The organism is Streptomyces sp. NRRL S-920, assembly GCF_000717945.1.
GTDB classification, from domain to species: Bacteria; Actinomycetota; Actinomycetes; order Streptomycetales; family Streptomycetaceae; genus Streptomyces; species Streptomyces alboniger.
In genome coordinates this window covers 17,175-41,142 of sequence record NZ_JODF01000041.1, presented here as the reverse complement: position 1 = coordinate 41,142, position 23,968 = coordinate 17,175, and the positions used below count along the sequence as shown (strand labels likewise).

Genomic DNA, 23,968 nt, shown 5'->3' with positions numbered 1-23,968 from the left:
TCCCGTTCACCAGGATCCGGTGTCCCGTTTCGTCCAGTGCCGTCTCAGGCCTTGCACGGCATGTCCGTACAGCAGAGCCTCCAGTGGAGATTTAGCGCCTGCGCAGCCCGAGGAGAATTGATGATCCCGCTCTCGCACGCACAGCAGCGACTGTGGTTCCTCAACCGGTTGGAAGGGCCCAATGCCACCTACAACATGCCGGCCGTCCTTCGGCTGACGGGTGAGCTGGACCGGACCGCACTCGTCGCGGCGTTGCAGGACCTCATCGACCGGCACGAGCCGCTGCGTACGGTCTTCGTCAGCAAGGACGACGTACCCGGCCAGAAGATCCTCGCCCCGGGCGCGACCCGCCTGGAGGCGGCCGTCACCGAGGTCGCGCCGGAGCGGCTGGACGGCGAACTCGCCGAGCTGGCCGCCGAAGCCTTCGACCTGGAGGCGGAGATACCGATCCGGGCGCGGCTGTTCGCCCTGTCCGAGCGCGAGCACGTACTGGCGCTGGTGATCCACCACATCGCGGCGGACGGCTGGTCGATGGCCCCGCTCGCCCGGGACCTCACCACCGCGTACGAGGCGCGTCGCGCCGGGCGGGCCCCCGACTGGCCCGAGCTGCCGATCCAGTACGCCGACTACACCCTGTGGCAGCAGGAGCTGCTCGGCGGCGAGGACGACCCGGAATCGCTGATCAGCGAGCAGGTCGAGTACTGGCGCAAGACGCTGGCCGGGCTGCCGGACGAGCTGCGGCTACCGGTGGACCGGCGGCGCTCCGCCGCGGCCGGCAACCAGGGCGGGAACGTTCCGTTCCGGGTGAGCGCGGAGCTGCACGGCAAGCTGTCCGAACTGGCCGCGCGGTCGGACGCCAGTCTGTACATGGTGGTGCAGGCGGGCCTCGCCGCACTGCTGAGCCGGATGGGCGCCGGCACGGACATCCCCCTCGGCTCGCCGATCGCGGGACGCACCGACGAAGGCCTCGACGAACTGGTCGGCTTCTTCGTCAACACCGTGGTGATGCGCCTCGACACCGACGGCGACCCCACGTTCCGCCAGCTCATCGCCAGGTCCCGGGAGACGGCCCTCGGGGCGTACGCGAACCAGGAGCTGCCGTTCGAGCGACTGGTCGACATCCTCCGACCGGACCGGACCCTCGGCAGGCACCCGCTGTTCCAGGTGATGCTGGCGTTCCAGAACAACACGCTGCCGCAGCTGCGGCTGCCGGGGCTGGTCGTCGAGGGCGAGCAGCTGTACACCGAGACCTCCAAGTTCGACCTCGCCTTCAGCATGGGCGAGCAGTTCGACGGCGAGGGGCGGCCGCTGGGCCTCGGCGGGACGATCGAGTACGCCACCGACCTGTTCGACCGCGAGAGCGTGGAGCGGCTCGGCGCGCGCCTCGTCCACGTATTCGAGGCGATGGCCGCCGATCCGGAACAGCGGGTCGGCGCCGTGGACGTGGTGCTGCCGGGCGAGCGCCAGCAGGTGCTCGAGGCGTGGAACCGGACCGAGCAGGACGTCCCCGAGGCCGGGTTCGCGGAGTTGTTCCGGGCCCGCGCGGCCGAGACCCCGGACGCCGTCGCGCTGGTGTCCGACGCGGCCACCCTGACCTACGGCGAACTCGACGCCGCCGCCAACCGGCTGGCCCGACTGCTCGCCGAACGCGGCGCGGGCCCCGGCCAGTTGGTGGCGCTGGCGCTGCCCCGCTCGGTGGAGCTGGTGACGTCGATGCTCGCCGTGGCCAAGGCCGGGGCCGCCTACCTCCCGGTCGACACCGGCTACCCCGCCGAGCGCATCGCGTACATGCTGGAGGACTCCCGCCCGGTCCTGACGGTCACCACCGGGGAACTGACCGGACGGCTGCCCTCCGGCGGGTCGGGCATTGACCCTGACTCCGGCACCAGCCCCAGCACCCTCCTCGTACTCGACGACGAGCACACCCGCACCGAGCTGGACCGGCACAGCACCGACGGCCTGCCGTCGAACCGCACGCTCAGCAGCCCGCTCTACGTGATCTACACCTCGGGATCCACCGGGAAGCCCAAGGGCGTGGTGGTGACGGACAGCGGCGTGGCCAGCATGGTCCGCAGCCAGCGGGAGCGCCTCGGCGCGGGCCCGGACAGCCGGGTGCTCCAGTTCTCCTCGCCGAGCTTCGACGTCGCGTTCTGGGACTGCTGCATGGCGCTGCTGAACGGCGGCACGCTGTACCTGCGCTCCGCCGACCAGCTCATGCCGGGACAGGAGCTGGCCGAGTTCATCAGGGACCGGCGCCTGACGCACTTCACCATGCCGCCGTCCGTGCTCGCGGCGATGCCCTCGGGCGTGCTGCCGGCCGGCCTGACCGTGTCGGTCGCGGGCGAGGCGTGCCCCGGCGCGCTCGTGGAGCGGTGGGCGCCGGGCAACCGGATGTTCAACGCCTACGGCCCCACCGAGACGACCGTCATCGCGACCATGAGCGAGCGGCTGTCCGGCCCGGACGGCCCCCCGATCGGCAGGCCGGTGGACAACACCCGGGTCTACGTCCTCGACGAGGCCCTGCGCCCGGTGCCGCCGGGCGTGGTGGGAGACCTGTACGTCGCGGGCGCGAGCCTGGCCGCCGGCTATCTGCGCCGCCCCGGCCTGACCGCGGAGCGGTTCGTGGCCTGCCCCTTCGGCGGTCCCGGGGAGCGGATGTACCGCACCGGGGACCTCGCCCGGCTGGGCGCCGACGGACAGGTCGACTACGTCGGCCGCGCCGACGCGCAGGTGAAGATCCGCGGCTTCCGCATCGAGCCGGGGGAGGTCGAGTCCGTACTGGCCCGGCACCCCGGGGTGCGGCAGGCCGCCGTGCTGGCGCGGGAGGACCGTCCCGGAGACCGGCAGCTGGCCGCGTACCTCGTACCGGCCGAGAACGACGCCGACCGGGACGAGGCGGCGGAGGAGCAGCAGCTCGGCAACTGGCAGGCCACGTACGACGCCACGTACGACGCCCACCACGAGGGCCAGGGCGGTCTCGGCGAGGACTTCTCCGGCTGGAACAGCAGCTACACCGGGCAGCCGATCCCGCTCGACGAGATGCGCAGGTGGCGCGACGCCACCGTGGCCCGGGTGCGCGAACTGCGCCCCCGCCGCGTCCTGGAGATCGGCGTGGGCAGCGGCCTGCTCCTCGCGCCGCTGGCGCCGGACTGCGAGTCCTACTGGGGCACCGACATCTCCGAGGTCGTCATCGAGCGGGTCCGCGCCCAGCTGGAGGGCGACCCCGACCTCGCGGGCCGCGTCGAGCTGCGCGCCCAGGCGGCGCACCTCTTCGACGGTCTGCCCACCGGGTTCTTCGACACCGTCATCGTGAACTCCGTCATCCAGTACTTCCCCAGCGCCGACTACCTCACCGACGTACTCACCCAGGCGCTCGGCCTGGTCGTCCCCGGCGGCAACGTGTTCGTCGGTGACGTGCGCAACCTCCGCCTGCACCGCGCCCTGCGCACCTCCGTCGAACTGCTCGCCACCGACGCCGCGGTCCGCGACGCCGCCGACGTGCGCAAGACCGTCGACCTGGCCGTGGCGCGGGAGACGGAACTGCTCGTCGACCCCGACTACTTCACCGGCCTGCCCGCCGCCGCGGACCTCGCGGTCAAGTACGGCACGGACCGCAACGAACTGACCGGACACCGCTACGACGTGGTGCTGCGCACCGCGCCCCAGGCCCAGCCGGGCGCCGTCCAGGACCTCGCCTGGGGCCGGGACATCAGCGACATGGACGCGCTGCGCGCCGCGCTGGCGGCACGGCCGGACGGCCTGCGCGTCACCGGCGTCCCCAACCACCGGATCGCCGGTGAGCTGGCCGCCGTACGAGCGCTCGAAGCCGGTGACCTGACGGCCGCTCAGGCCGCCCTGACGACGGACACCTCCGGGCTGCCGGAACCGGCCGAACTGACCGCCCTGGGCGAGGAGGCCGGCTACCGCACCACCGTCACCTGGAACGGCGCCGACCGCGACGGCGGCACCCTGGACGTGGCGTTCGGCGCACCCGGCGCGGCGCCGGTGACCGGCTACCGCCCCGGCGCGCGCCCGGCCGCCGAAGGCCCCGCGCACACCAACGCCCCGGCCGCCGTGCTCGCCTCGGACGCGCTGGTCGAGTCGGTGCGCGAGCACCTGCGGCGCGCGGTGCCCGACTACCTGGTGCCGACCGCGTTCGTCGTGCTCGACCGGATGCCGCTGACCACGAACGGCAAGGTGGACCGGCGGGCGCTGCCCGCACCCGCCGTCATCGGCAAGACCGCGGGCCGCGGCCCGCGCGACGACCGCGAGACCACGCTGTGCCGGATCTTCGCCGAGGTCCTCGGCCTGCCCCGGGTCGGCATCGACGACGGGTTCTTCGACCTGGGCGGCCACTCCCTGCTCGCCACCCGCCTGGTCTCCCGGGTGCGGGACGCCCTCGGCGTCGACCTGGCCATCCGCGACCTGTTCCTGACGCCGACCGTGGCCGGGCTCAGCGAGGTGCTGGACAAGGCCGAGGGAACGAGGCGGCAGCCGGTGGTGCGCCGGCGCCGCCCCGAGCGCGTACCGCTGTCGCACGCTCAGCAGCGCCTGTGGTTCCTCAGCAGGCTGGAGGGCGGAAGCGCCACCTACAACATGCCGATCGCGATGCGGCTCACCGGTGCGCTCGACCGCGAGGCACTGGCCGCCGCCATCCAGGACGTGTCCGACCGCCACGAGTCGCTGCGCACCCGCTACCCCGACCTCGACGGCACCCCCTATCAGGACATCGTCGCCCCCGAGCAGGCCCGCATCGAGTTGGAGGTCATCGAAACCACCGACGCGGAACTGCCCGCCCACCTCGCGGAGGCCTGCGGCCACGTCTTCGACCTGGCCGAGGAACTCCCGCTGCGCGCCACCCTGTTCGCGCTGTCGCCGCACGACCACGTGCTGGCGCTGGTGCTGCACCACATCGCCGGGGACGGCTGGTCGATGGGCCCGCTGACCCGCGACCTCACGGACGCCTACGCCGCCCGCCGCGACGGCCGCAAGCCGCGCTGGGCGCCGCTGCCCGTGCAGTACGTGGACTACGCGCTGTGGCAGCGGGAGCTGCTCGGCCGCGAGGACGACCCGGACAGCCTCGTCAGCGAGCAGATCGCGTTCTGGCGCAGGACGTTGGCCGATCTGCCCGAGGACCTGCGGCTGCCCGGCAGCCGGCCGCGCGGCACGAGCGGCGAGTACCACGGGGCCACCCTGTCGTTCCGCATCGACCGGCGGACCCACCGCAGCATGGCCGAGCTGGCCACCGCCTCCGGCACCAGCCTCTACATGGTCGCCCAGGCAGGCCTCGCCGCCCTGCTCACCCGGCTCGGCTGCGGCACCGACATCCCGCTCGGCACGCCGGTCGCCGGACGCACCGACACCGCGCTCGACGACCTCGTCGGCGACTTCCTCAACACACTGGTGCTGCGCACCGACACGAGCGGCAACCCCACCTGGCGCGAGCTGCTCGACCGCGTCGGCGAGACGAACCTCAACGCCTACGCCAACCAGGACGTGCCGATCGAGCGGCTGGTCGAACTCCTCAACCCCGACCGCTCGGCCGGCCGGATGCCTCTGTTCCAGGTACTGCTCTCGCTGCACGGAACCCCGCCGGAACCGGCGTTCCCCGGCCTCACCGCCCGCGCCGAGCCCGTCGAGCGGATCGTGCAGAACAAGTTCGACCTCGCCGTCCACCTCCGCGAGACCGTCGCCGAGGACGGCGCCCCGGGCGGCCTCGAAGGCATGGTCGAGTACTCCACCGACCTCTTCGACGCGGCGGACGTCGAGCGGCTGACGGACCGGCTGGCACGGATCCTCACCGCGCTGGCCGACGACCCCGGGCAGCGGATCGGCGCGGCCGACCTGCTGGACGAGACCGAGTACGAGCAGGTCGTACGCGGCTGGAACGACACCGCGCACGAGGTGCCGCGCACCACCCTGGTGGACCTGTTCGCCGCCCAGGCGGCCCGAACCCCCGACCGCACGGCGGTGGTCTTCGAGGGCACCGAACTCACCTACGCCGAGCTGGATCAGCGCGCGGCCCGGCTCGCCCGGCTGCTCGCCGAGCAGGGCGCCGGACCGGAGACCTGCGTCGCCGTGGTGCTGCCGCGCTCCGAGACCCTCGTCGTCACGCTGCTCGCGGTCCTCAGGACCGGCGCCGCCTACCTGCCGGTCGACCCCGGCTACCCCGCCGAGCGCATCCAGTACCTGCTCGACGACGCCCGCCCGGTGCTCACCCTCACCGAGGACCACCCCCTCCTCGGCGCACAGCACACGGGCGACGCCCTCGCGGCCGCCCCGGGCCGCTGCCTCCCGGAGCACCCCGCGTACGTCATCTACACGTCCGGGTCCACCGGAGCGCCCAAGGGCGTGGTGGTCTCGCACGCGAGCATCGTCAACCGGCTGATGTGGATGCAGGACCAGTACGGGCTCGACGGGACCGACCGGGTGCTCCAGAAGACCCCCGCCGGATTCGACGTGTCGGTATGGGAGTTCTTCTGGCCGCTGCTCAACGGCGCCACGCTGGTGGTCGCCAAGCCCGGCGGACACCAGGACCCCGTGTACCTGGCCAAACTGATGAGCGAACAGCGCGTCACCACCGCCCACTTCGTGCCGTCGATGCTGGCCGTGTTCGCCGCCGAACCCGCCGCCGCCGCGCTGCCGCACCTGCGCCGCCTGATCAGCAGCGGCGAGGCACTGCCGGCCGAACTGGCCGAGCGGGCCCGCACGACGATCGGGACCGGCCTGCACAACCTGTACGGGCCGACCGAGGCGGCGATCGACGTGAGCGCGTGGGAGTGCCGCGACGAGCCCGGCGCGGTCTCCGTGCCGATCGGCGGCCCGGTGTGGAACACCGCCCTGTACGTGCTCGACTCCACGCTGCGCCCGGTCCCGCCCGGCGTCGCGGGCGAGCTGTACATCGCCGGTGCCCAGCTGGCCCGCGGCTATCTGCACCGCCCCGGCCTGACCGCCGAACGGTTCGTGGCCTGCCCCTTCGGCGGCCCCGGGGAGCGGATGTACCGCACCGGCGACGTGGCGGCCTGGCGGGCCGACGGCCAGCTTGAGTTCCTCGGGCGCGCGGACGACCAGGTCAAGGTGCGCGGCTTCCGCGTCGAGCCCGCCGAGATCGAGGCGGCCCTGGCCCGGCACGACCGCGTCGGGCACGCCGTCGTCGTACCGCGCGTGGACCCCTCCGGCGACACCCGGCTCTTCGCCTACGTCGTCCCGGCGGGCGCGGAGCGGCCCGAGCCGACGGCGCTGCGCGAGTTCCTCGGCGGCCTGCTGCCCGAGCATCTGGTCCCGGCGGCCTTCGTCGTCCTGGACGAGCTGCCGCTGACCCCGAACGGAAAGCTGGACCGGCGGGCGCTCCCGGCACCCGACCACGAGGGCCGCAAGGCCGGACGCGGGCCGCGCGACAAGCGCGAGGAGACGCTCTGCCGGATCTTCGCGGACATCCTCGGCCTGCCCGAGGTGGGCATCGACGACGGATTCTTCGACCTCGGCGGCCACTCCCTGATGGCGACCCGGCTGATCTCCCTGGTCCGGGTCACGTTCGGTGTCGACCTGGCGATCCGCGACCTGTTCACGACGCAGACGGTGGCCGGTCTCGTGGAGATCCTCGACCGCTCGGGCGACAGCCGGCGGCCGCCGATCGTGCGCGGACCGCGCCCGGAGCGGGTGCCGCTGTCCCACGCCCAGCAGCGGCTGTGGTTCCTCAACCGCCTGGAAGGCTCGAACGCCGCCTACAACCTGCCGATGGCGGCACGGCTGACGGGCCCCCTGGACCACGAGGCGCTGGCCGCGGCCGTCGCCGACGTCACCGTCCGGCACGAGACGCTCCGCACGGTCTTCCCCGAGACCGACGGCGTCCCCCACCAGCGGATCCTCGACCCGGAGCAGATACGGCCCGACTTCCAGGTGCGCGAGGTCGGCCGCGACGAGCTTGCCGCCGCGATCGCCCGGATCGCGGAGCGGGACTTCGACCTGCGCACCGACCTGCCGCTGCGGGTCAGGGTGCTCGCGCTCTCCCCGACCGAGCACATGCTCGTCCTGGTCCTGCACCACGTGGCGGGCGACGGCTGGTCGCTCGTCCCGCTCGCCCGCGACCTGAGCGCCGCGTACGCGAGGCGCTGCGCGGGCCGGACGCCCGAGTGGACCGAACTGCCCGTGCAGTACGTGGACTACGCGCTGTGGCAGCGTGATCTGCTGGGCCGCACGGACGACCCGGACAGCCTCGTCAACGAGCAGGTCGCCTACTGGCGCCGGGCGCTGGCCGGGATCCCGGACGAGCTGCCGCTGCCGACGGACCGGCAGCGGCCGAAGACCCCGAGCTACGCCGGCGGCAGCGTCGACTTCGGCTACGGCCCGGAGCTGCACGCCCGGATCAACAAGCTGGCCGTCGACTGCAACGCGACGGCGTTCATGGTCGTCCAGACGGCGCTCGCCGCCCTGCTGACCCGCCTCGGCGCCGGCACCGACATCCCCGTCGGCTCACCCATCGCCGGGCGCACCGACGAAGCCCTCGACGACCTCGTCGGCTTCTTCGTCAACACGCTGGTCCTGCGCACCGACACCAGCGGCGATCCGACGTTCCGCGAGGTCATCGACCGGGTGCGGGAGGCGAACGTCAACGCGTACGCCCATCAGGACCTCCCCTTCGAGTACCTGGTCGAGGCGCTCAACCCGGACCGGTCCGCGGCCCGGCACCCGCTGTTCCAGGTGATGTTCGCCTTCCAGAACACGCGGGACACCGAGCTGCGGCTGCCCGACCTCGCCGCACAGGCCTTCGAGGTCGGCACCGACGCCACCATGTTCGACCTGTCGGTCCACCTGACGGCCCGCTACCACGAGGACGGCCGGGAGGGCGGCGCCCGCGGCGCGCTGATGTACAGCGGCGACCTGTTCGACAGGGAGACCGTGCAGATGATCGCCGATCGGCTGCTGCTGATGCTGGAGGCGATCACCGGCCACCCGGAGCAGCGGATCAGCCAGGTCGAACTGCTCGGCGCGGCCGAGCGCAAGCGCATCCTGGAGGAGTGGAACGGCGCCACCGCGCCGGTCCCCTCGGCCACCCTGCCCGAGCTGTTCGCCGCGTCCGCGTCCCGCGACGGCGACGCCATCGCGGTACGGGCGGGTGGGACACGGCTGAGCTACGACGCGCTGCGGTCCCGTGCCAACCGTCTTGCGAGGCTCCTCGTGGCCCACGGCTGCGGCCCGGAGCGGCGGGTCGCGCTGGCCCTGCCGAGGGACGAGCGGCTGCCGGTCGCGATGTGGGCGGTGCTCAACTCCGGTGCCGCGTATGTGCCGATCGACCCCGGCCACCCGGCCGAGCGGGTGCGCTACCTGGTCGAGGACGCCCGCCCGGTGCTCGCGGTGACCGACCGCGCGGGCGCCGCCGTGCTGCCCGAGGGCCTGCCCCGGATCGTCCTCGACGACCCGGAGACCGAGGCCGCGCTCAGCCGCCTCGACGACGGTGACCTCACCGACGCGGACCGGACGGCGCCGCTGCGCCCCGACGACGCGGCCTACGTCATCTACACCTCGGGTTCGACCGGGCGCCCCAAGGGCGTCGTGGTCGCGCACCGCGCCGTGGCGAACCTGTCGGCGTGGGCGGGAGAGGCCTTCTCCGCGGACGTGTTCGCCGCCACGCTGGCCACCACCTCGGCGACCTTCGACGTCTCGGTGTCGGACCTGATCCTGCCGCTGCTGCACGGCGGCGCCATCGAGGTGGTGCGCGACGTCCTCGCCCTCGCCGACGAGGACCGCCCCGAGGCGAGCCTGGTCTGCACGGCACCGTCCGCGATGGCGGCCGCGCTCGCCACCGGCGGCCGCCTGCGGATCGGCACCGTCATCCTGGTGGGCGAGGCGGTCACGCCACGGCTCGTGCACGACCTGCGGGCCGCCGCCCCCGGCGTGCGGATCGCGAACCTGTACGGCCCGACGGAGGCCACCGTCTACGCCACCGAGTGGTACGACGACGGCAACGCCGCCGGGGTGGCGCCGATCGGCCGGGCCCTCACCAACTACCGCACCTACGTGCTGGACCACGGCATGAACCCGGTGCCCCCCGGCGTCACCGGCGAGCTGTATCTCGCCGGAGCCGGTCTCGCCCGGGGCTACTTCGGGCGGCCCGGGATGACCGCCGAACGCTTCGTCGCCTGCCCCTTCGGCGGCGCGGGGGAGCGCATGTACCGCACCGGCGACCTGGTGCGCTGGGGCGCTGATGGCCAGCTGGAGTTCATCGGCCGGGTCGACGACCAGGTCAAGATCCGTGGCCAGCGGGCGGAACCCGGCGAGACCGAGGCCGTGCTCGCCCGGCACGAGAGCGTCGCCCAGGTCGCGGTGATCGCCCGGAAGGACGAGCAGGGGGACACCGCCCTGGTCGCCTATGCCGTGGCCGTCGAGGGCCGCGAGGCGGAGCCGGCCGCGCTGATCGAGTTCGCGCGCCGGGAACTGCCGGGCCACCTGGTCCCGTCGGCGGTCGTGCCGCTGGAGCGGCTGCCGCTGACGGCCAGCGGAAAGCTGGACCGGCGGATGCTGCCGGCGCCGGGGGCCACGCGGTCCGCCGACGGACGCGGGCCGCGCGACGCCCGCGAGCAGGCGCTGTGCGACCTGTTCGCCGAGGTGACCGGGGCGCCGAAGGTCGGCATCGACGACAGCTTCTTCGAGCTGGGCGGGCACTCCCTGCTCGCCACCCGGCTCGTGGCGAAGGCGCGGGACCGGCTCGGCGTCGACCTCGCCGTGCGGACCCTGTTCGAAGCGCCGACGGTCGCGGCCCTCGCCGACCGCCTCGACGCGAGCGGCCAGGAGAACTCCGGTGCGGGCTCGCTCCAGGTGATGATGCCGTTGCGCGCCGAGGGCAGCCGCCCGCCGCTGTTCTGCGTGCATCCGGCGACCGGGCTCGGCTGGGTGTACTCGGGTCTGCTGCGGCACCTGGGGAAGGACCAGCCGGTCTACGCGATCCAGGCCCGCGGCCTGGACGGGCAGGGCGGGTACGCCGCGTCGATCGACGAGATGGCCGCCGACTACGTCGCCCACATCCGCGAGGTGCAGCCGCACGGGCCGTACCAGCTCCTCGGCTGGTCCTCCGGCGGCGCGACCGCCCATGTCATCGCCGGGCTGCTGCGGGAGCAGGGCGAGCATGTGCACCTGCTGGCCATGCTCGACACCACGGTCCCCGGGGCCGACTACACCGACCCGGACGCCGGGGTGATGTTCCAGGCGCTGCGTTACGTCGGTCTGGACCTGCCCCAAGTGGAGGGCGAGCAGCTCGACTTCGCCCAGGTGCACGCCTTCCTGCGCGAGATCGACCATCCGCTCGCCGGTCTGGGCGAGAGCAGCCTGGCCGCGCTGCCGGAGATCCTCCGCAGGGCCACCGGGATGCTCCAGGTGCCGTTCACCCGTCCTGTCGACACCGACCTGCTGTTCTTCACCGCGAAGCGCACCCACCCGAATGAACCGGACTTCGCATTGACCTGGCAGTCCCTGATCACAGGTCAGATCACGGAGGTCGAGGTCGACTGCGAACACAATCAGATGACGGAACCGAAGGCACTGGAGCAAATCGCCCCGGCACTTCAGGCGAAACTCTGGACAACTGATTGGTGAGGCAGGTAGGAGGCCCGGCCCCCGGCAAACCGTCATCGTGGCGCAGTTCACAAGTATTGCCGCACTGGTATGCTTGCGTTGTCCCTTGCCGATGAGAGAACGTCGGCACCACCGAGAACAATTCGGGGGACAGTCGCAATACGGGGGTCGGGGGTTGCGGTTCAGTGGGTCACGCTGCCATGGGTATCTTGCTGCCGGCTGGGCGGTAATTTTCGCTGCTCTGCATTTCTTCTGGGCTCTCGGCGGGGAAGTCGGTCTCGACGTCTCGTCCGGTGAGCGACTCGCCTCCGAGCGGCCGGCCTGGTTCGTGGCCGGCGGGCTCTGGGGCGTGGGCCTCCTGTGCCTGATCGGCTCGGCGATCGCGCTGGGTCTGAGGCGACGCGGTGTGCGCGGGCGGCGGTGGCGGCTGCTCCAGTTGGTCGGATTCGCGATCTGCGCACTGCTGCTGTTCCGGGGCGTGCTCGTCGAAGTGCTGCTCCTCGCCGGTGTTTCGGCTGTCGGCGAGGTCAGTGCCGCGCAGAAGTTCTGGACGCTCGCGGTGTGGAACCCGTGGTTCATTCTCGGTGGGGTGCTGTTCGGGATGGCGGCGAGAAGCTTCGGCAAGGGTATGGCGGACCGATCGGGATCAGGACCCGTGGTCCGGCACTGAGTGGGCGAAGCGCCCACAACTTGTAGTTAAAAATTCGACAATTTCGGGGGTGATTGTCGTGGTGACACCTGTAAATGCATCGGAATTCGTAGAGCAGCTGCGTGAACTTCGACTGAACGTCGGGCAGCCTTCTATGCGCCGCCTACAGCAACTGGGCGGGACGACCAGGGCAGCCAATGGGGACGAGGTCGACGCGCTGCCGCGGAGCACGGTCTCGACGATTCTGCGCGGCGACAAGCTGCCGCGCTCCGAATTCGTCTCGGCATTCGTGACGGCCTGCCTGGTGTACGGCGGGCAGCCGCAGGAGAAGGTGGCCGAGGCGACCGAGCGCTGGCTCGCCCACTGGCGAGCGCTCTACGCCACGGGAGCGACGGAGGGCGCCGAGGGCAGGCCCGCCCGGGACGTGCCTCCCGCCGAGGAGCCGCAGAGGTGGAGCGTGCCCCGGCACCTCCCGCTCGGGGCGCCGTTCCTGGCGGGCCGGGCGGCCGAACTGGACGTGGCGGAACAGCTGTTCCGGCGGCAGTCCGGAAGCGGTGTCTTCCTCGTGACGGGCTCGGTCGGCGTCGGCAAGTCCGCGTTCGCGGTCCGCTGGGCGCACCGCCTGATCGACGACTTCCCGGACGGCCAGCTCTACGTCGATCTGCGCGGCCCGCACGGCCCGTTGGACAGCCAGCAGGCCCTGGGCGTGCTCCTCGGCAGCCTCGGTGTGCACGAGGACGATTGCCCGAAGGACCCGTGGCGCCGGGTGGAGCGGTACCGCTCGCTGATCGCCGGGCGCCGCATGCTCGTCGTCCTCGACAACGCCTGCGACGCCGAGCAGGTCCGCCCGCTCCTCGCGACCGGCGAGCACTGCCGGACCATCGTCACCAGCCGGAACCGCATGTCCGGTCTCGTGGCCAGGGAGGCCGCGCAGCGGCTGGTCCTCGAGGCGCTCAGCTCGGAGGCGGCCTGCGCGGTGCTGAGCGCCGTCATCGACGAGGCCCACCTGGTGGAGGCGCGCGCCGAGCTGGAGGAACTGGCCGAGCTGTGCGGGTATCTGCCGCTCGTGCTGCGGCTGGCCGCAGTGAAGTTCACCGACCGGCCCGGACAGGGCTTCAAGAGCTTCGTCCGCTCCATGCGCGACGGCGGCCAACTGCTCTCCCTCGCGCTCGACGGCGACAGCGGCAGCTCCATCCAGGACGAACTGGAGTTCTCGTACCGCAGACTCGGCCTGGACGCGAAGCGCTTCTTCCGGAAGATCGGCCTCGTGGACGAGACCGGGTTCACGCTGGAGGCGGGTGCGGCGCTCGCCGGGATACCCCTCGCCGAGGCCGACCGGCTGACCGCGCAGCTGGAGTCGGAGCACCTGGTGGCGGAGGCGGGCGGACGCAGGTTCACCATGCCCCGGGTGTTGCAGGCGTTCGCGCGGGCCATGGAGCGCAACGCCGGTGAGGCCCGCACGCTAATGCTCGCCTGAGGCGTTCGGGGCGGCGGCGGAGGTCGCCGCCCCGGTGACCACGGCGGCCGGGCGGGCCACGGCGATCAGGGAACCCACGGTGAGGAGCACCTGATCGCCGACCCGGCTCTCGCCCGCCATGAACGCGTTGTCGTCCACCAGCCGTTCGACCCATACGCGGTGCCGGATCACATCACCGGGGTACGCTGCGCCGTTGAACGCGCAGTGCCGCAGCCGGCCGACCATGGGCAGGCGGTCCTCCTCGGATTCCGGGCCGCGGCTGCCGAGCCAGAGCAGCGCGGCGGACTGCCCGAAGGATTCCAGGACCATCGACCGGGGATAGGCGTACCGCTCGGCCGGCAGGCCCTCGGCCATGTCCTGGTAGCACGGCTCGCTGCCGGTCACGGCCTTGGCGGTCTCGATGGCGCGGCCGTGGTCGAAGTCGAGCACCCGGTCCACCAGCACCATCGGGTGCCGGACCGGGAGCAGCGCGAGGAGCCGCGCGTACCCGGAGTTCATGAGGTTCCTCCCCGTACGAGTTCGACGGTCATCTTCGCGACCTGCTCGCCGTCGCCGCGACGGCAGTCGAGCGCGGCCCGCAGGGCGCCCGGACGACCGGCCGACACCCGGATCAGCAGCCGGAGTTCGTCGCCCTCCAGCATCGGCCTGAGGACCCGCGCGGAGTCGAGCGACCCCAGTTCGAGCCACTCGCCTTCCGCGCTGTCCGTGCCGTCAGGGCCGTCCGGGCCGAGGTGCGCGGTGAGCGCGGGGGAGCGGTGGAGTTCGGCGCCGACCGCCTGCCGGATGCCGTCGAGCAGGAAGATCGCCGGGTAGAGGGTGACCTCCGGGAAGTGCCCGGCGAGGTAGGGGTCGGTGGACCGCACCACCTTGGCCGCCTCGATCAGCAGCTCGTCCGCCTCGGCGCGGGCCGTGATCCGGTCGGTGCCGTCGAGCGGCCGGGCGTATCCCCGTCGCCCGCGCACGGGAACCGCACGTCGCCCGTTCACAGGAACCACACCCCGGCGTACTCCCCCCAGCGAGCGGCGAGCCGAGCGGTGTCCAGCCTGGTGACGCCGGGGAGCAGCGGGGCGTCGGCCAGGCCGAGGGCGGCGAGGCCGGGTTCGTCGACGTAGACCGCCGCCCCCTTGTCCACCAGCGCGCCGACGGACCGCCGCGGGTCCCCGAGGGTGTTCAGGACCGTCGGCCCCACCCGCAGGGCGGGCGGCGGCGCGGCGCCGGCCAGCGCGGCGGTCACGCTCGTGCCGCGCAGCACCACGTCCATGCCGCCGAGCTGCTCGCCGAGCATCTCGACGCCGTAGAGCGCGTCGAAGAACTGGGCCTCCGCGCTGCCGCGGTAGCCGCGGTCGATGATGACCAGGTAGGCCACCTACGCACCTCCGATATAGATGGTCCGGCGGGCCGCGCCGATCGTCGCCGCGAGGCGGGCGTCGGAGCGCAGCCGGACCTCGGCGATGTGGTTCCCGGCGCCGCGCTCCGCGCTGCACGCCGTGCAGACGATCCAGCTGAACCGGCCCTTGTAGGCGGTGAGCAGGCCCCGGATCAACGCCCCGGCCGTCGGCGCCGGTGTCGCCGGGTCGCGCAGGTCGGCGGGTTTGGTGTCGCCCAGCGAGCCCTGGGTCAGGATGGTGTTGTAGCCGCAGGCCCAGACCCTGATGGTGTGCTCCCTGTCCAGTACGGCCTGGGCGAGGCGGAGCACGGTGGTCAGCGCATCGGACGTGTGGGGCGGCGCGCTGAGGACGACCAGCACGTCCCAGGTGCGGCGTTCGACGGTCACGGCCATGGTCAGTGCCACACCACCCGGGTGCCGGGCTCAAGGAGCCAGTCCGCCACGTCGCCCATGCCGGTGGTGCGCACGCCGGGGGCCAGCGGCGCGGCGTGCAGCGCCCGGTGGGCGAGGGTGAACTCGTCGATCCAGGCCTGCCCGCCCGCGCCGAGGAACCGCGGCAGCCCGGCGCTCGCCCCGCGGATCCCGAGCGCGACGCCGTCCGAGGCGAGGAACAGGCGCACTTGCTCACCGGCGCCGGCGAGCGCGGCGGCGTCGGCGAGGAAGCGCTCCGCGGTGGTGCCGGACTGGGTCTCGACCAGCAGGTACCGCTCGGCCGGGTGGTCCTCGCTCACGCCGCCGACTTCCCCAGCTTGCGGAGCAGCAGCGCGGAGATGTCGGACAGGGTCCGCACCTCGCCGATCTCATGCGATTCGATCTTGACCTGGTAGTGCCGCTCCAGGGTGACGGCCAGCTCCATGGCGAGGAGGGAGTCGACGCCGAGGTCGCGGACGAAGTCGATCTCCGGGGTGATCGACTCGCCGTCGACCTCCAGGACATCGGCGATCAGTTCGCGCAGCTCTGCGGTGTCGAGGGTGGCTTCGGCGGTCATGGGAATCCCTTCCATTGTTGGTCTGCGCGGTGGTCGCGGCGTCAGCCGCAGCCGCCCGCGTGTCCGGCGTCCCCGCCGGCCCGTATCGGCTCGGGCTCCAGGCCCGCCTCGTCCAGCCAGGTGAGGTAGGTGTCGGGGCCCGGCTCCTCGCCCCGGACCTTCGCGACGTAGGCGCGCAGCCGGTCGGCGCCGAAGAACTTGTCGTGGCCATGGATGAAGAAGGGGACGCCGAACAGGCCGTCCTTGTAGGAGCGGGTCAGCGCCTCGGCCCCCAGCCGCCGCAGCTTCGGGTCGTCCGAGGCGTCGGCGACCGAAGCGGGGTCCAGGCCGAGTTCGGCGGCGATCTCGGCGATGACGGCCCGGTCGGTGATGTCCCTGCTCTGCTGCCAGCGGGCGCGGTAGGCCAGCGCCACGTACTCCCGGCCGAGGCCCGCGTCCTGAGCCACCAGGTATCCGAGGTGGGCGATCTCCCAGTTCGGGTCGCGGTCCACCGGCCAGGTGACGGCGAGTCCGCGGGCCTCGGCCAGCCGCCGGGCGTCCTGGAGGATGTAGAAGTTCTTCGCACGGGACATGTCGACGATCGGCAACTGGACGCCGTCCTCGTCCAGCAGCGCCTGCGTGTGACTGTCCGGCTCCCAGAACGGGATCCACTCGATCGCGTCCGCCACGTCGGGGTAGCGGTCCATCAGGTCGCGGTAGGCGAACCACGAGTACGGGCTGCGCAGCGAGAAGTACCAGCGCGGTGGTTTGCGGGCCATGTCGGTGGCTTCCTTTCGGGTCGGAGCGAGAGCCGCTCGGAGCTGAGCGGGGTGCCCTCGGTCGGAGCGGGTGCCGCTCGGGTCAGAGCGAGATGCCGCCGTCGATCTCGAGGACCGTGCCGGTGACGAAGGCCGCGCGGGGCGAGACCAGGAACGACACCAGGTCCGCCACCTCCTCGGGCCGGCCCATGCGGCGCAGCGCCGTCTCCTCGATGGCCTTCTTGGTCGCCTTCTCGGGCAGTACGGAGGTCATGTCGGTGTCGATGAACCCGGGGGCGACCACGTTCGCGCGGATCCCGTAGGGGCCCGCCTCCTTGGCCAGCGAGCGCGTGAACCCGATGATCCCGGCCTTGGCTGCCGCGTAGTTGGTCTGCCGGGCGTGGCCCTTCACCCCGGCCACCGAGGACAGGTTGACGATCACTCCGGAGCGGCTCTTCATCATGTCGAAGATCGCGGAGCGGCAGACGTTGTACATGCCGTCGAGGTTGATGTCGAGGACGGTGTGCCAGTCCTCGTCCGCCATCAGCACCAGCGCGCTGTCCCTGGTGACGCCCGCGGAGGTCACCACGGCGTCGATCGGGCCGAGTTCGTCGGCCGTCTCGCGCACCCAGGCGCGCACGGCCTCGGCGTCGGTCACGTCGACCCGGGTGGCGACGGCACGCCGGCCCAGCTCGGCGATCTCCTTCTCCAGCTCCCTGGCCGGCTCCTCGGCGCTGACGTAGCAGAACGCGACGTCGTAGCCGTCCTCGGCCAGACGGCGCACGACCGCCCGGCCGATGCCACGGGATCCGCCGCTCACCAGTGCGACCGGTGACGGGGTTTCAGGCATGGGTACTCCCTGGTTCCTTCGCGATTCGGAAAAGGGCACAGCCGAGAACGTTGTCCCGGTCGGCCGACAGCACCGCCGCCACACGTCCGCGGGCTGCGGGGTCCCCTTCGGCCGCGGCCAGCACGGACGCGATCTGGAACGGGGCGGCCGCGGCGCCGGCGTCCCCCCAGGCCTCCTCGCCGGGCAGGATCAGCGGGGCGTGTCCGTCGAGGCGGACCTCGCCCTGCCCGACCGCGGGGGAGACGGCCCACAGGTCCGCCGCCGCGACCCCGGCCCGTGCCAGGGCGCGGTCGAGGCAGTCGGCGAGCGCGGCGTCCTGCTCGCCGTCGCGGAACACGCCGAGAGTGACGCCGAGGACCTCGGCGAGCACCGGCGCGTCCGGGGGCGCGGCGGGTTCGAGGAGCAGCAGTGAGCAGCCCTCGCCGAGCGTGGTCGGCCGGTCCGGGTCACCGGACAGGTGTTCCAGCCAGGCGCGGTCCTCGGTGAGTTCCTCGGCGCCGCCGCAGAGCACGGAGCGGGCGTGGCCGAAGGAGAGCAGCCGCAGGGCGTAGCGCAGCGCGAACAGTCCGGCGGCCCTGCCGCCCGCGACGGTCGTGTTGGGGCCCTTGAGGTGGTGCCGGATGGCGCACTGCGCGGCGGAGCTGTTCATGATGGCGTTGGGGATCCGCGGCGTGTCGATGTGGAACGGCATCGCGCGCGTGTGCGTGTCCCGGGTGATGTCCATCATGCTCGTGCTGCTGCCCGCGGTGGTGCCGAGCACCAGCGCCGCCCGCTCACCGGCCGCGACCTCGCGGTGGCGGCTGTCGGCGCCGAGCAGCTCGTCGGCGGCGGCCGCGGTCAGCGCCGAGACCCGGTCCATCGACCGGGTGCCCTTGCGGCCGAGCACCTCGGCGGTGACGAAGCCCGGTACCTGCGCGACCCGTTGCCGCGGGACGGGCCAGTCATCTGGCCGGGTCACCGCGGACGTGCCCGCGGCGACACCGGCCGCGAAGGCCCCCCGGCCGAGGCCGAAGGGCGAGACCGCGGACCAGGCGGTGATGACGGGCGTCGTCACGACTCCTCGCCGGGCAGGCCCTTGATGGCCCGGTCGATCCGGTCGTCCCAGGTGACGACCCGGGCCTGGTTGCCGTTCTCCACGACGCCGTAGCCGTGCGTGATGACACCCGTGGCCATCTTGACCAGGTGCCCCTCGCGCACCACGTAGCAGTCCATGCGCGAGGTGTAGAGCAGGTTCTTGAAGATGCTCTCGACCGTGTAGACGGTGTAGAGGTCCTCTTCGAGCAGGGCCTCGCCGAGGATCTCGATGCGGGAGTGGGTGACCGCCGGGATCCAGTTGCGCTCGGCGAGCTGCGCGCCGATGGAGATGCCGCGGGCGTCGACGAAGCGGTGCTTGGCCTCCTCCATCTGCCGCAGGTACGACGACATGTGCATGCGGCTGAAGAAGTGCACGTACGGGTACGGGACGCGGAACTTCCAGCCGTGGCCGTTGCGCCCGGCGAGCAGCTGGTCGAGTACGGGGTCCTGGTCGGTCGAGCCGCCGGACGGCAGGGCCTCGCCCGTGGCCGGGACGGCGTCGCCGGGCTCCGGGGTGCCGAGGGTGGCCACGGTGAAGCGGTCGAGCGCGGCGGGGGCCGGCACCCGGCCCGGCAGCCGCCGGTCGTCCTCGTCCCGGCGCAGCACGGCCGCCGCCGAGGCGGTGACGATCTTCTTCGGCTCGCCGTCGCGCAGGACGGTGATCGCCACCTTGAACCGGAACGCGGTGTCGTCGTCGCCCGTCACCGGCCGCACCTCCAGCGAGGCCTCGTCGTCGACGAACACCCCGCCGCGCAGGCGGGCTTCGAGGTCGACGAGGTCGAAGCCGAGGCCGTACTTCTCGTACAGCTCGCCGACCGGCAGGCCCTGGCGCCGGAAGTGCTCGATGACCGCCTTCTCGACGAGGTAGTTGACGTGCTTGAAGCCGATGTACGTGCCGATGTTCGCGCCCTCGTAGCCGGGCGTGAGGGTGACCGTGGTGGTCTCCGTGAGCACGTTCTTGACCGCGGTGTCGATGTCAGCCATCAGATTCGCTCCATTAGCGTTGAACGGGGCCGTTCCCCGGCCGCTTCGGGGGTGGCGCGGATGCGTCGCAGGAAACCGCCGAGCGCGTCGGCGAACCGCGCGGGCCGCTCGGCCATCGGGAAGTGGCCGGTCTCCTCGATCGTGTGCAGGGCCGCCGAGGGCATCCGGGCGACCAGGTCCTGTGCCTCCCCGGGCACCGCGATGCGGTCCTCGGCGCCGGACACGACCAGTACGGGTGTGCGCACCTCGGTGGTGCGCAGCCACGGCGTGCGCAGGTACAGCTCGAAGAACCGCGACCAGCCGTAGGGGCCGATCGTCTCGCACAGCCGCTCCGCCAGGGCGCGGTGCAGCTCCGGCTTCGACCGCGGTCCGGCCGCCACCCGGATGCCCTCCTCCATGGTGCGGACGAACTGCTCGGGCAGCCCCGCCATGGTGTGCCAGTCGAAGTCCTCGGGCCGGGGCCGGAAGAAGGGGGACAGCAGGAGCATCCCTTGCAGCGGGCGCCCGGCGAGCCCGGTGCGCGCGGACGCGCCACAGGCCAGGTCGAGCAGCAGCATGGCGGAGAAGGAGTGCGCCACCACGACGTCGGCCGGGCCCACGGTGTCCGCGAGTTCGTCGAGGGTCTCGGCGAGCCAGGCGGCGGAGTCGAGGCGGTGCGCCCAGTCGGACGGTCCGGTGCCGCGCCAGGGCAGTTCGGCCGTGTGGATCTCGGCGCGGCGCAGCTCCGCGTGCCGGGGGGCCAGCGCGAGCAGCCGCTCCCAGACGGTGGCGCTGTCGGCCATGCCGTGCAGCAGCAGTACGCGGGGCCCCGTGCCGTCGCTGATCGTGCGCTGACGGAGCAGCACGGGCCGTATGCCGTCGGCCGGGGACGCCACGTTCACGCGCGGGCCACCCCGTCTTCGCTCCCCGCGCCGCCCGGCGCGGTGAGGACGAGCCCGGCGACCGCGTCGTCGACGTCCGTACCGGCGACCGCGTACACCGGGCCGCCGCCGCCCGCGGCGAAGTGCCCCACCGCGGCGGCGCACTGGAGGACCCCCAGCGCGCCCGACGCCGCGCCCCAGCGGTCCTCCAGATCGTGCCGGGGCACGCCCGGCAGGACGTCCGTCGGCGCCTGCCGCGGGGCGAGCCAGGCATGGGGGGCGCCGCCGAGCGCGGCGAGGCAGTCGGCGAGCGAGCCGGTGCGGACGTAGCCGTCGAGACCGGCGAGCACCGGGGCACCGCGCCCGGCCGCGGCCGCCGGGGACTCGAGGACCAGCGCCGCGGCGCCGTCGAGCGGGTGCGCGTGCCCGGTGAGGCGGCGTACGACGTCGTTGGCGGGCTCGGCGCCGACCACCAGGACGTGCCGGGCGCGGCCGGCCGCCAGCAGCACCGTGGCCCAGTGCACCGCGTCGAGGCCGGAGGTCGGGCCGTTGCACAGCATGAGGTTCGGGCCGCGCAGCCCGAATCTGATCGCGATCTCGGAGGCGGTGACGTTGCTCGAGAGGCGCGGGGCGTAGACGGGGCTCAGGAGCCGGGTGCCGCCGTCGGCGGCGATGGCCGTGGCGACCTCGCACACCGAGTCCAGGTTGCCGAAGTTCGAACTGACGACGACCGCGACCGACTCGCCGGGCACCAGCAGCTCGGCGGCCACGGCCGGGGCGCCGCCGCCGGGGGGCGTGGCCAGCCGTGCGTCGCCGGTCATCAGACCGGCGGCGTTCAGCGCGTCCCGCGCGGCGCAGAGCGCGAGCCGGGTCGCCTGGTCCAGATAGCGCAGGCCCTTCTTGCCGATCAGGGCCGCGGGGTCGAACGGCTCGGCGCCCTCGGCGGTGTGCGTGGTGAGCTGCGGGGCGGTCCGCGCGCCCGGCACGGCCAGGCCCACGCCCGTGACGACCGCGCTCATCGCCGGCCGGCCACGAGTGCGACCGCGTTGATCCCGCCGAAGCCGAAGGCGTTGACCTGCGCGAGGGCCAGGTCCGCCGGTGCGGCCGCGTCCCGCACGATCCGGAACTCCTCGACGTCCTCGATCGGTTCGTCCAGACCGAGCGTCGGCGGGACGAGACCGCCTTCCATGGCCCGCAGCGCGACGATCAGGCTGTGCAGTCCGGAGGCTCCGGACGTGTGGCCGGTCATCGACTTCATTGCCGTCATCAGTGCCTTCTGGGGGGCGGGGCCGAACACCGCCCGGATGGCCCGGGCTTCGGCGGCGTCGTTGGCGTGGGTCCCGGTGCCGTGCAGCATCACCAGGTCGATGTCCTCGGGGGTGACACCGGCCCTGCGGTGCGCGTCGCGGATCGCGGTGGCGATGCTGCCGGGCTCCGGGGCGGTGGTGTGGTGGGCGTCGCAGTTGACGGCGACGCCGCGCACCCGGCCGAGGGCCGGACGGGCCGGGTCCTCGGTGCGGCGCAGCACCACGGCCGAGGCGCCCTCGCCGAGGATCGTGCCCATCCGGTTGCGGTCGAAGGGGCGTACGGCGTCGGGTGCCACCGACTGGAGCCGGTCGGCGATCCCCACCATGCTCTCGGTGACGGCGTCGACACCGGCCACGACCACGGTCTCGGCGCCCGCCGCCAGCAGGTCGGTGCCCAGCGACAGCGCGTAGAGCGACGCCGAGCAGGCATTGGAGAAGGTGTGGGTCATGGTCGCGCCGAAGCGCTCCCGCAGCGCGGTGCCGAAGTGCAGCTCCCCCGCGGCGTACGGGACTTCGCCGCGGGCCCACAGCTCGACCGAGCGCAGCTCCCGCAGCCCGGTGCCGACCAGTACCGGGATGTCGCCGAGCCGCTCGTCGAGACCGGCCTCGGCGAGCGCCTGCGCGATCGCTTCGAGGAGGAAGGCGGTGGCCCGGCCCGGTACGTCCCCGGTGGCGCCCCGGTCATCGATCTCGTACAGCCGGTCGCCGGTGTAGTACGACCGCTCGAAGCCCCGCATCGGATGCAGGCCGGACGTGCCCGCGCACAGGGAATCGAAGATCTCGGCCGGACTCCGGCCGATGGCGGCCACCGCGCCGGTTCCGGCGATCGGCCAGCCTGCGTGCTCGCTCAACGGGACTCCTCGTACCGGCCCAGGACCGCGACCGCGTTGTTGCCCCCGAAGCCGAGACCGTTGTTCTGCACGATCCGCAGGTCCGCCTCGACGGCGTGGTTGGGCACGCAGTCGATCCGGCACTCCGGGTCGGTGCGGTTGTGGTTGATGGTCGGCGGGATGAAGCGGTGGGTGATCGCCAGCGCGCAGGCGATCGCGGCCAGCGCGCTCGCCGCGCCCATGGTGTGCCCGAGCATCGACTTGACCGACACCGTGCGCGGCGGCTCGTCGCCGTAGATCTCCCGGATCGCCTGCGACTCCGTGATGTCGTTGGCCTTCGTACCGGTGCCGTGGGCCGAGATGAGGTCGACCTCGTGCGGCTGCACGCCCGCGTTCTCCAGCGCGAGCGACATCACCCGGGCCACGCTGGACAGGTCCGGCGCGACCTGGTGGTAGGCGTCGCAGTTGAGGCCGTAACCGAGCACCTCGGCATAGATGCGGGCCCCGCGGGCGAGCGCCGACTCCAGGTCCTCCAGGACCAGTACGCCCGCGCCCTCACCGGTGAGGATGCCCTTGCGGTCGGCGTCGAAGGGGCGGCAGAGGTCGGGGGCGATGGTGCCGAGCCGGTAGAAACCGGCGAAGGTCTTGCGGCACATGGCGTCCGCGCCGCCGCACAGGGCGAAGTCGACGTCCCCGGAGCGGACCGCGTCGTAGCCGTAGCCGATGGCGTAGTTGCCGGCGGCGCACGCGGTGGGGATGGTCACCGCCTCCACGTCCGTGAGGCCCAGTTCCAGGGCCACGGCCGAGGACAGCCGGGCGGCCCGCAGACGGCTCGCGACCCGTGGGTCCATCGCCGCGTGGCCGTGGGCCAGCTGGGTCTCCACCAGCTCGTCCAGATCGCGCGACTCGCCGTCGGTGGTGCCGATGGAGATCATGCCGGGCCGCTCGCGCAGCGTCCCGAGGTCGAGACCGGCGTCCGCGACCGCCATCCGCGCCGCCGACACGGAGAACCGGGTCGCGGGGCCCAGCGAGTCGACGGGAAGGTTCTGGATCCAGGCCTCCGCGTCGAACTCGCCGAGCCCGCAGCCGGTGGAGTGCTCGAAGCCGGCGGTGTCGAACACCGTGATCGGCCCGGCACCGCTGCGCCCGGACCGCAGGCCGGCGGTGAACTCCTCGACCCCGGTCCCGATGCTCGACAGCACTCCGAGGCCGGTCAGGACCACCCGCCTGTCACGTGACGCCATCAGCTCCTCATTC

17 protein-coding genes are annotated in these 23,968 nt (G+C 72.9%); 3 read left to right on the top strand and 14 right to left on the bottom strand.

The genetic code is table 11. The features are described 5' to 3' along the window. Nucleotides 1–120 precede the first annotated feature (120 nt). The 3 genes from IG54_RS0125900 (at nucleotide 121) to IG54_RS39390 (ending at nucleotide 13,694) form a co-directional block, all read left to right on the top strand. A complete protein-coding gene (locus tag IG54_RS0125900) occupies nucleotides 121–11,589 on the top strand; it encodes an amino acid adenylation domain-containing protein (RefSeq protein ID WP_051819964.1) in 11,469 nt (3,822 codons plus the stop codon). Between the two features lie 154 nt (nucleotides 11,590–11,743). Further along, the gene (locus tag IG54_RS0125895) at nucleotides 11,744–12,238 is read left to right on the top strand and encodes a DUF3995 domain-containing protein (protein ID WP_030789159.1); all 495 of its coding nucleotides are present in this window, start codon (nucleotides 11,744–11,746) and stop codon (nucleotides 12,236–12,238) included. A 133-nt stretch (nucleotides 12,239–12,371) separates the two neighbouring features. Then, entirely contained in the window at nucleotides 12,372–13,694 is a 1,323-nt protein-coding gene (locus IG54_RS39390) for an ATP-binding protein (RefSeq protein WP_030789156.1), read from the top strand. On the opposite strand, the gene IG54_RS0125885 is transcribed toward IG54_RS39390, so the two are convergent. The 14 genes from IG54_RS0125885 to IG54_RS0125820 all read right to left on the bottom strand — a co-directional run bounded on the left by IG54_RS0125885 (nucleotide 13,680) and on the right by IG54_RS0125820 (nucleotide 23,955). Beyond that, entirely contained in the window at nucleotides 13,680–14,192 is a 513-nt protein-coding gene (locus IG54_RS0125885) for a 3-hydroxyacyl-ACP dehydratase FabZ family protein (protein ID WP_051819962.1), read from the bottom strand. The two genes, IG54_RS39390 and IG54_RS0125885, sit on opposite strands and share 15 nt — an antisense overlap. Next, nucleotides 14,189–14,656 carry a hypothetical protein gene (locus IG54_RS0125880; protein ID WP_030789150.1) on the bottom strand — a complete coding sequence of 156 codons (468 nt, stop codon included), beginning with the start codon at nucleotides 14,654–14,656 and terminating at the stop codon, nucleotides 14,189–14,191. The genes IG54_RS0125885 and IG54_RS0125880 overlap by 4 nt, the downstream gene beginning before the upstream one ends. A gap of 20 nt (nucleotides 14,657–14,676) precedes the next feature. Further along, entirely contained in the window at nucleotides 14,677–15,060 is a 384-nt protein-coding gene (locus tag IG54_RS0125875) for a hypothetical protein (RefSeq protein ID WP_030789148.1), read from the bottom strand. Then, nucleotides 15,061–15,486, bottom strand: a complete 426-nt coding sequence (locus IG54_RS0125870; protein WP_158708929.1) for a DsrE family protein — start codon at nucleotides 15,484–15,486, stop codon at nucleotides 15,061–15,063. After that, nucleotides 15,477–15,812: a hypothetical protein gene (locus IG54_RS0125865; protein ID WP_030789143.1), complete on the bottom strand. Its 336-nt coding sequence runs from the start codon at nucleotides 15,810–15,812 to the stop codon at nucleotides 15,477–15,479. The genes IG54_RS0125870 and IG54_RS0125865 overlap by 10 nt, the downstream gene beginning before the upstream one ends. Continuing rightward, nucleotides 15,809–16,069 (bottom strand): acyl carrier protein, encoded by a 261-nt coding sequence (locus tag IG54_RS0125860; RefSeq protein WP_030789141.1) that lies wholly within the window; start codon nucleotides 16,067–16,069, stop codon nucleotides 15,809–15,811. The genes IG54_RS0125865 and IG54_RS0125860 overlap by 4 nt, the downstream gene beginning before the upstream one ends. 41 nt (nucleotides 16,070–16,110) lie before the next feature. Then, a complete protein-coding gene (locus tag IG54_RS0125855; protein WP_037897715.1) occupies nucleotides 16,111–16,827 on the bottom strand; it encodes a 2-hydroxychromene-2-carboxylate isomerase in 717 nt (238 codons plus the stop codon). Between the two features lie 82 nt (nucleotides 16,828–16,909). After that, the gene (fabG, locus tag IG54_RS0125850) at nucleotides 16,910–17,656 is read right to left on the bottom strand and encodes a 3-oxoacyl-[acyl-carrier-protein] reductase (protein WP_030789137.1); all 747 of its coding nucleotides are present in this window, start codon (nucleotides 17,654–17,656) and stop codon (nucleotides 16,910–16,912) included. Continuing rightward, complete coding sequence (locus IG54_RS0125845; protein ID WP_030789134.1) at nucleotides 17,649–18,710, bottom strand: beta-ketoacyl synthase N-terminal-like domain-containing protein; 1,062 nt, start codon at nucleotides 18,708–18,710, stop codon at nucleotides 17,649–17,651. Before IG54_RS0125845 ends, fabG begins: the two co-directional genes overlap by 8 nt. Next, nucleotides 18,707–19,714 carry a hypothetical protein gene (locus IG54_RS0125840; protein ID WP_030789132.1) on the bottom strand — a complete coding sequence of 336 codons (1,008 nt, stop codon included), beginning with the start codon at nucleotides 19,712–19,714 and terminating at the stop codon, nucleotides 18,707–18,709. Before IG54_RS0125840 ends, IG54_RS0125845 begins: the two co-directional genes overlap by 4 nt. Next, on the bottom strand, nucleotides 19,714–20,595 hold the full coding sequence (locus tag IG54_RS0125835) for an alpha/beta fold hydrolase (RefSeq protein ID WP_051819958.1): 882 nt from the start codon (nucleotides 20,593–20,595) through the stop codon (nucleotides 19,714–19,716). The genes IG54_RS0125840 and IG54_RS0125835 overlap by 1 nt, the downstream gene beginning before the upstream one ends. Beyond that, nucleotides 20,592–21,593 (bottom strand): beta-ketoacyl synthase N-terminal-like domain-containing protein, encoded by a 1,002-nt coding sequence (locus IG54_RS0125830; protein ID WP_037897712.1) that lies wholly within the window; start codon nucleotides 21,591–21,593, stop codon nucleotides 20,592–20,594. Before IG54_RS0125830 ends, IG54_RS0125835 begins: the two co-directional genes overlap by 4 nt. Next, nucleotides 21,590–22,732: a beta-ketoacyl-[acyl-carrier-protein] synthase family protein gene (locus IG54_RS0125825; protein ID WP_030789125.1), complete on the bottom strand. Its 1,143-nt coding sequence runs from the start codon at nucleotides 22,730–22,732 to the stop codon at nucleotides 21,590–21,592. Before IG54_RS0125825 ends, IG54_RS0125830 begins: the two co-directional genes overlap by 4 nt. Further along, nucleotides 22,729–23,955 carry a beta-ketoacyl-[acyl-carrier-protein] synthase family protein gene (locus IG54_RS0125820; protein WP_030789123.1) on the bottom strand — a complete coding sequence of 409 codons (1,227 nt, stop codon included), beginning with the start codon at nucleotides 23,953–23,955 and terminating at the stop codon, nucleotides 22,729–22,731. The genes IG54_RS0125825 and IG54_RS0125820 overlap by 4 nt, the downstream gene beginning before the upstream one ends. Nucleotides 23,956–23,968: the final 13 nt, after the last annotated feature.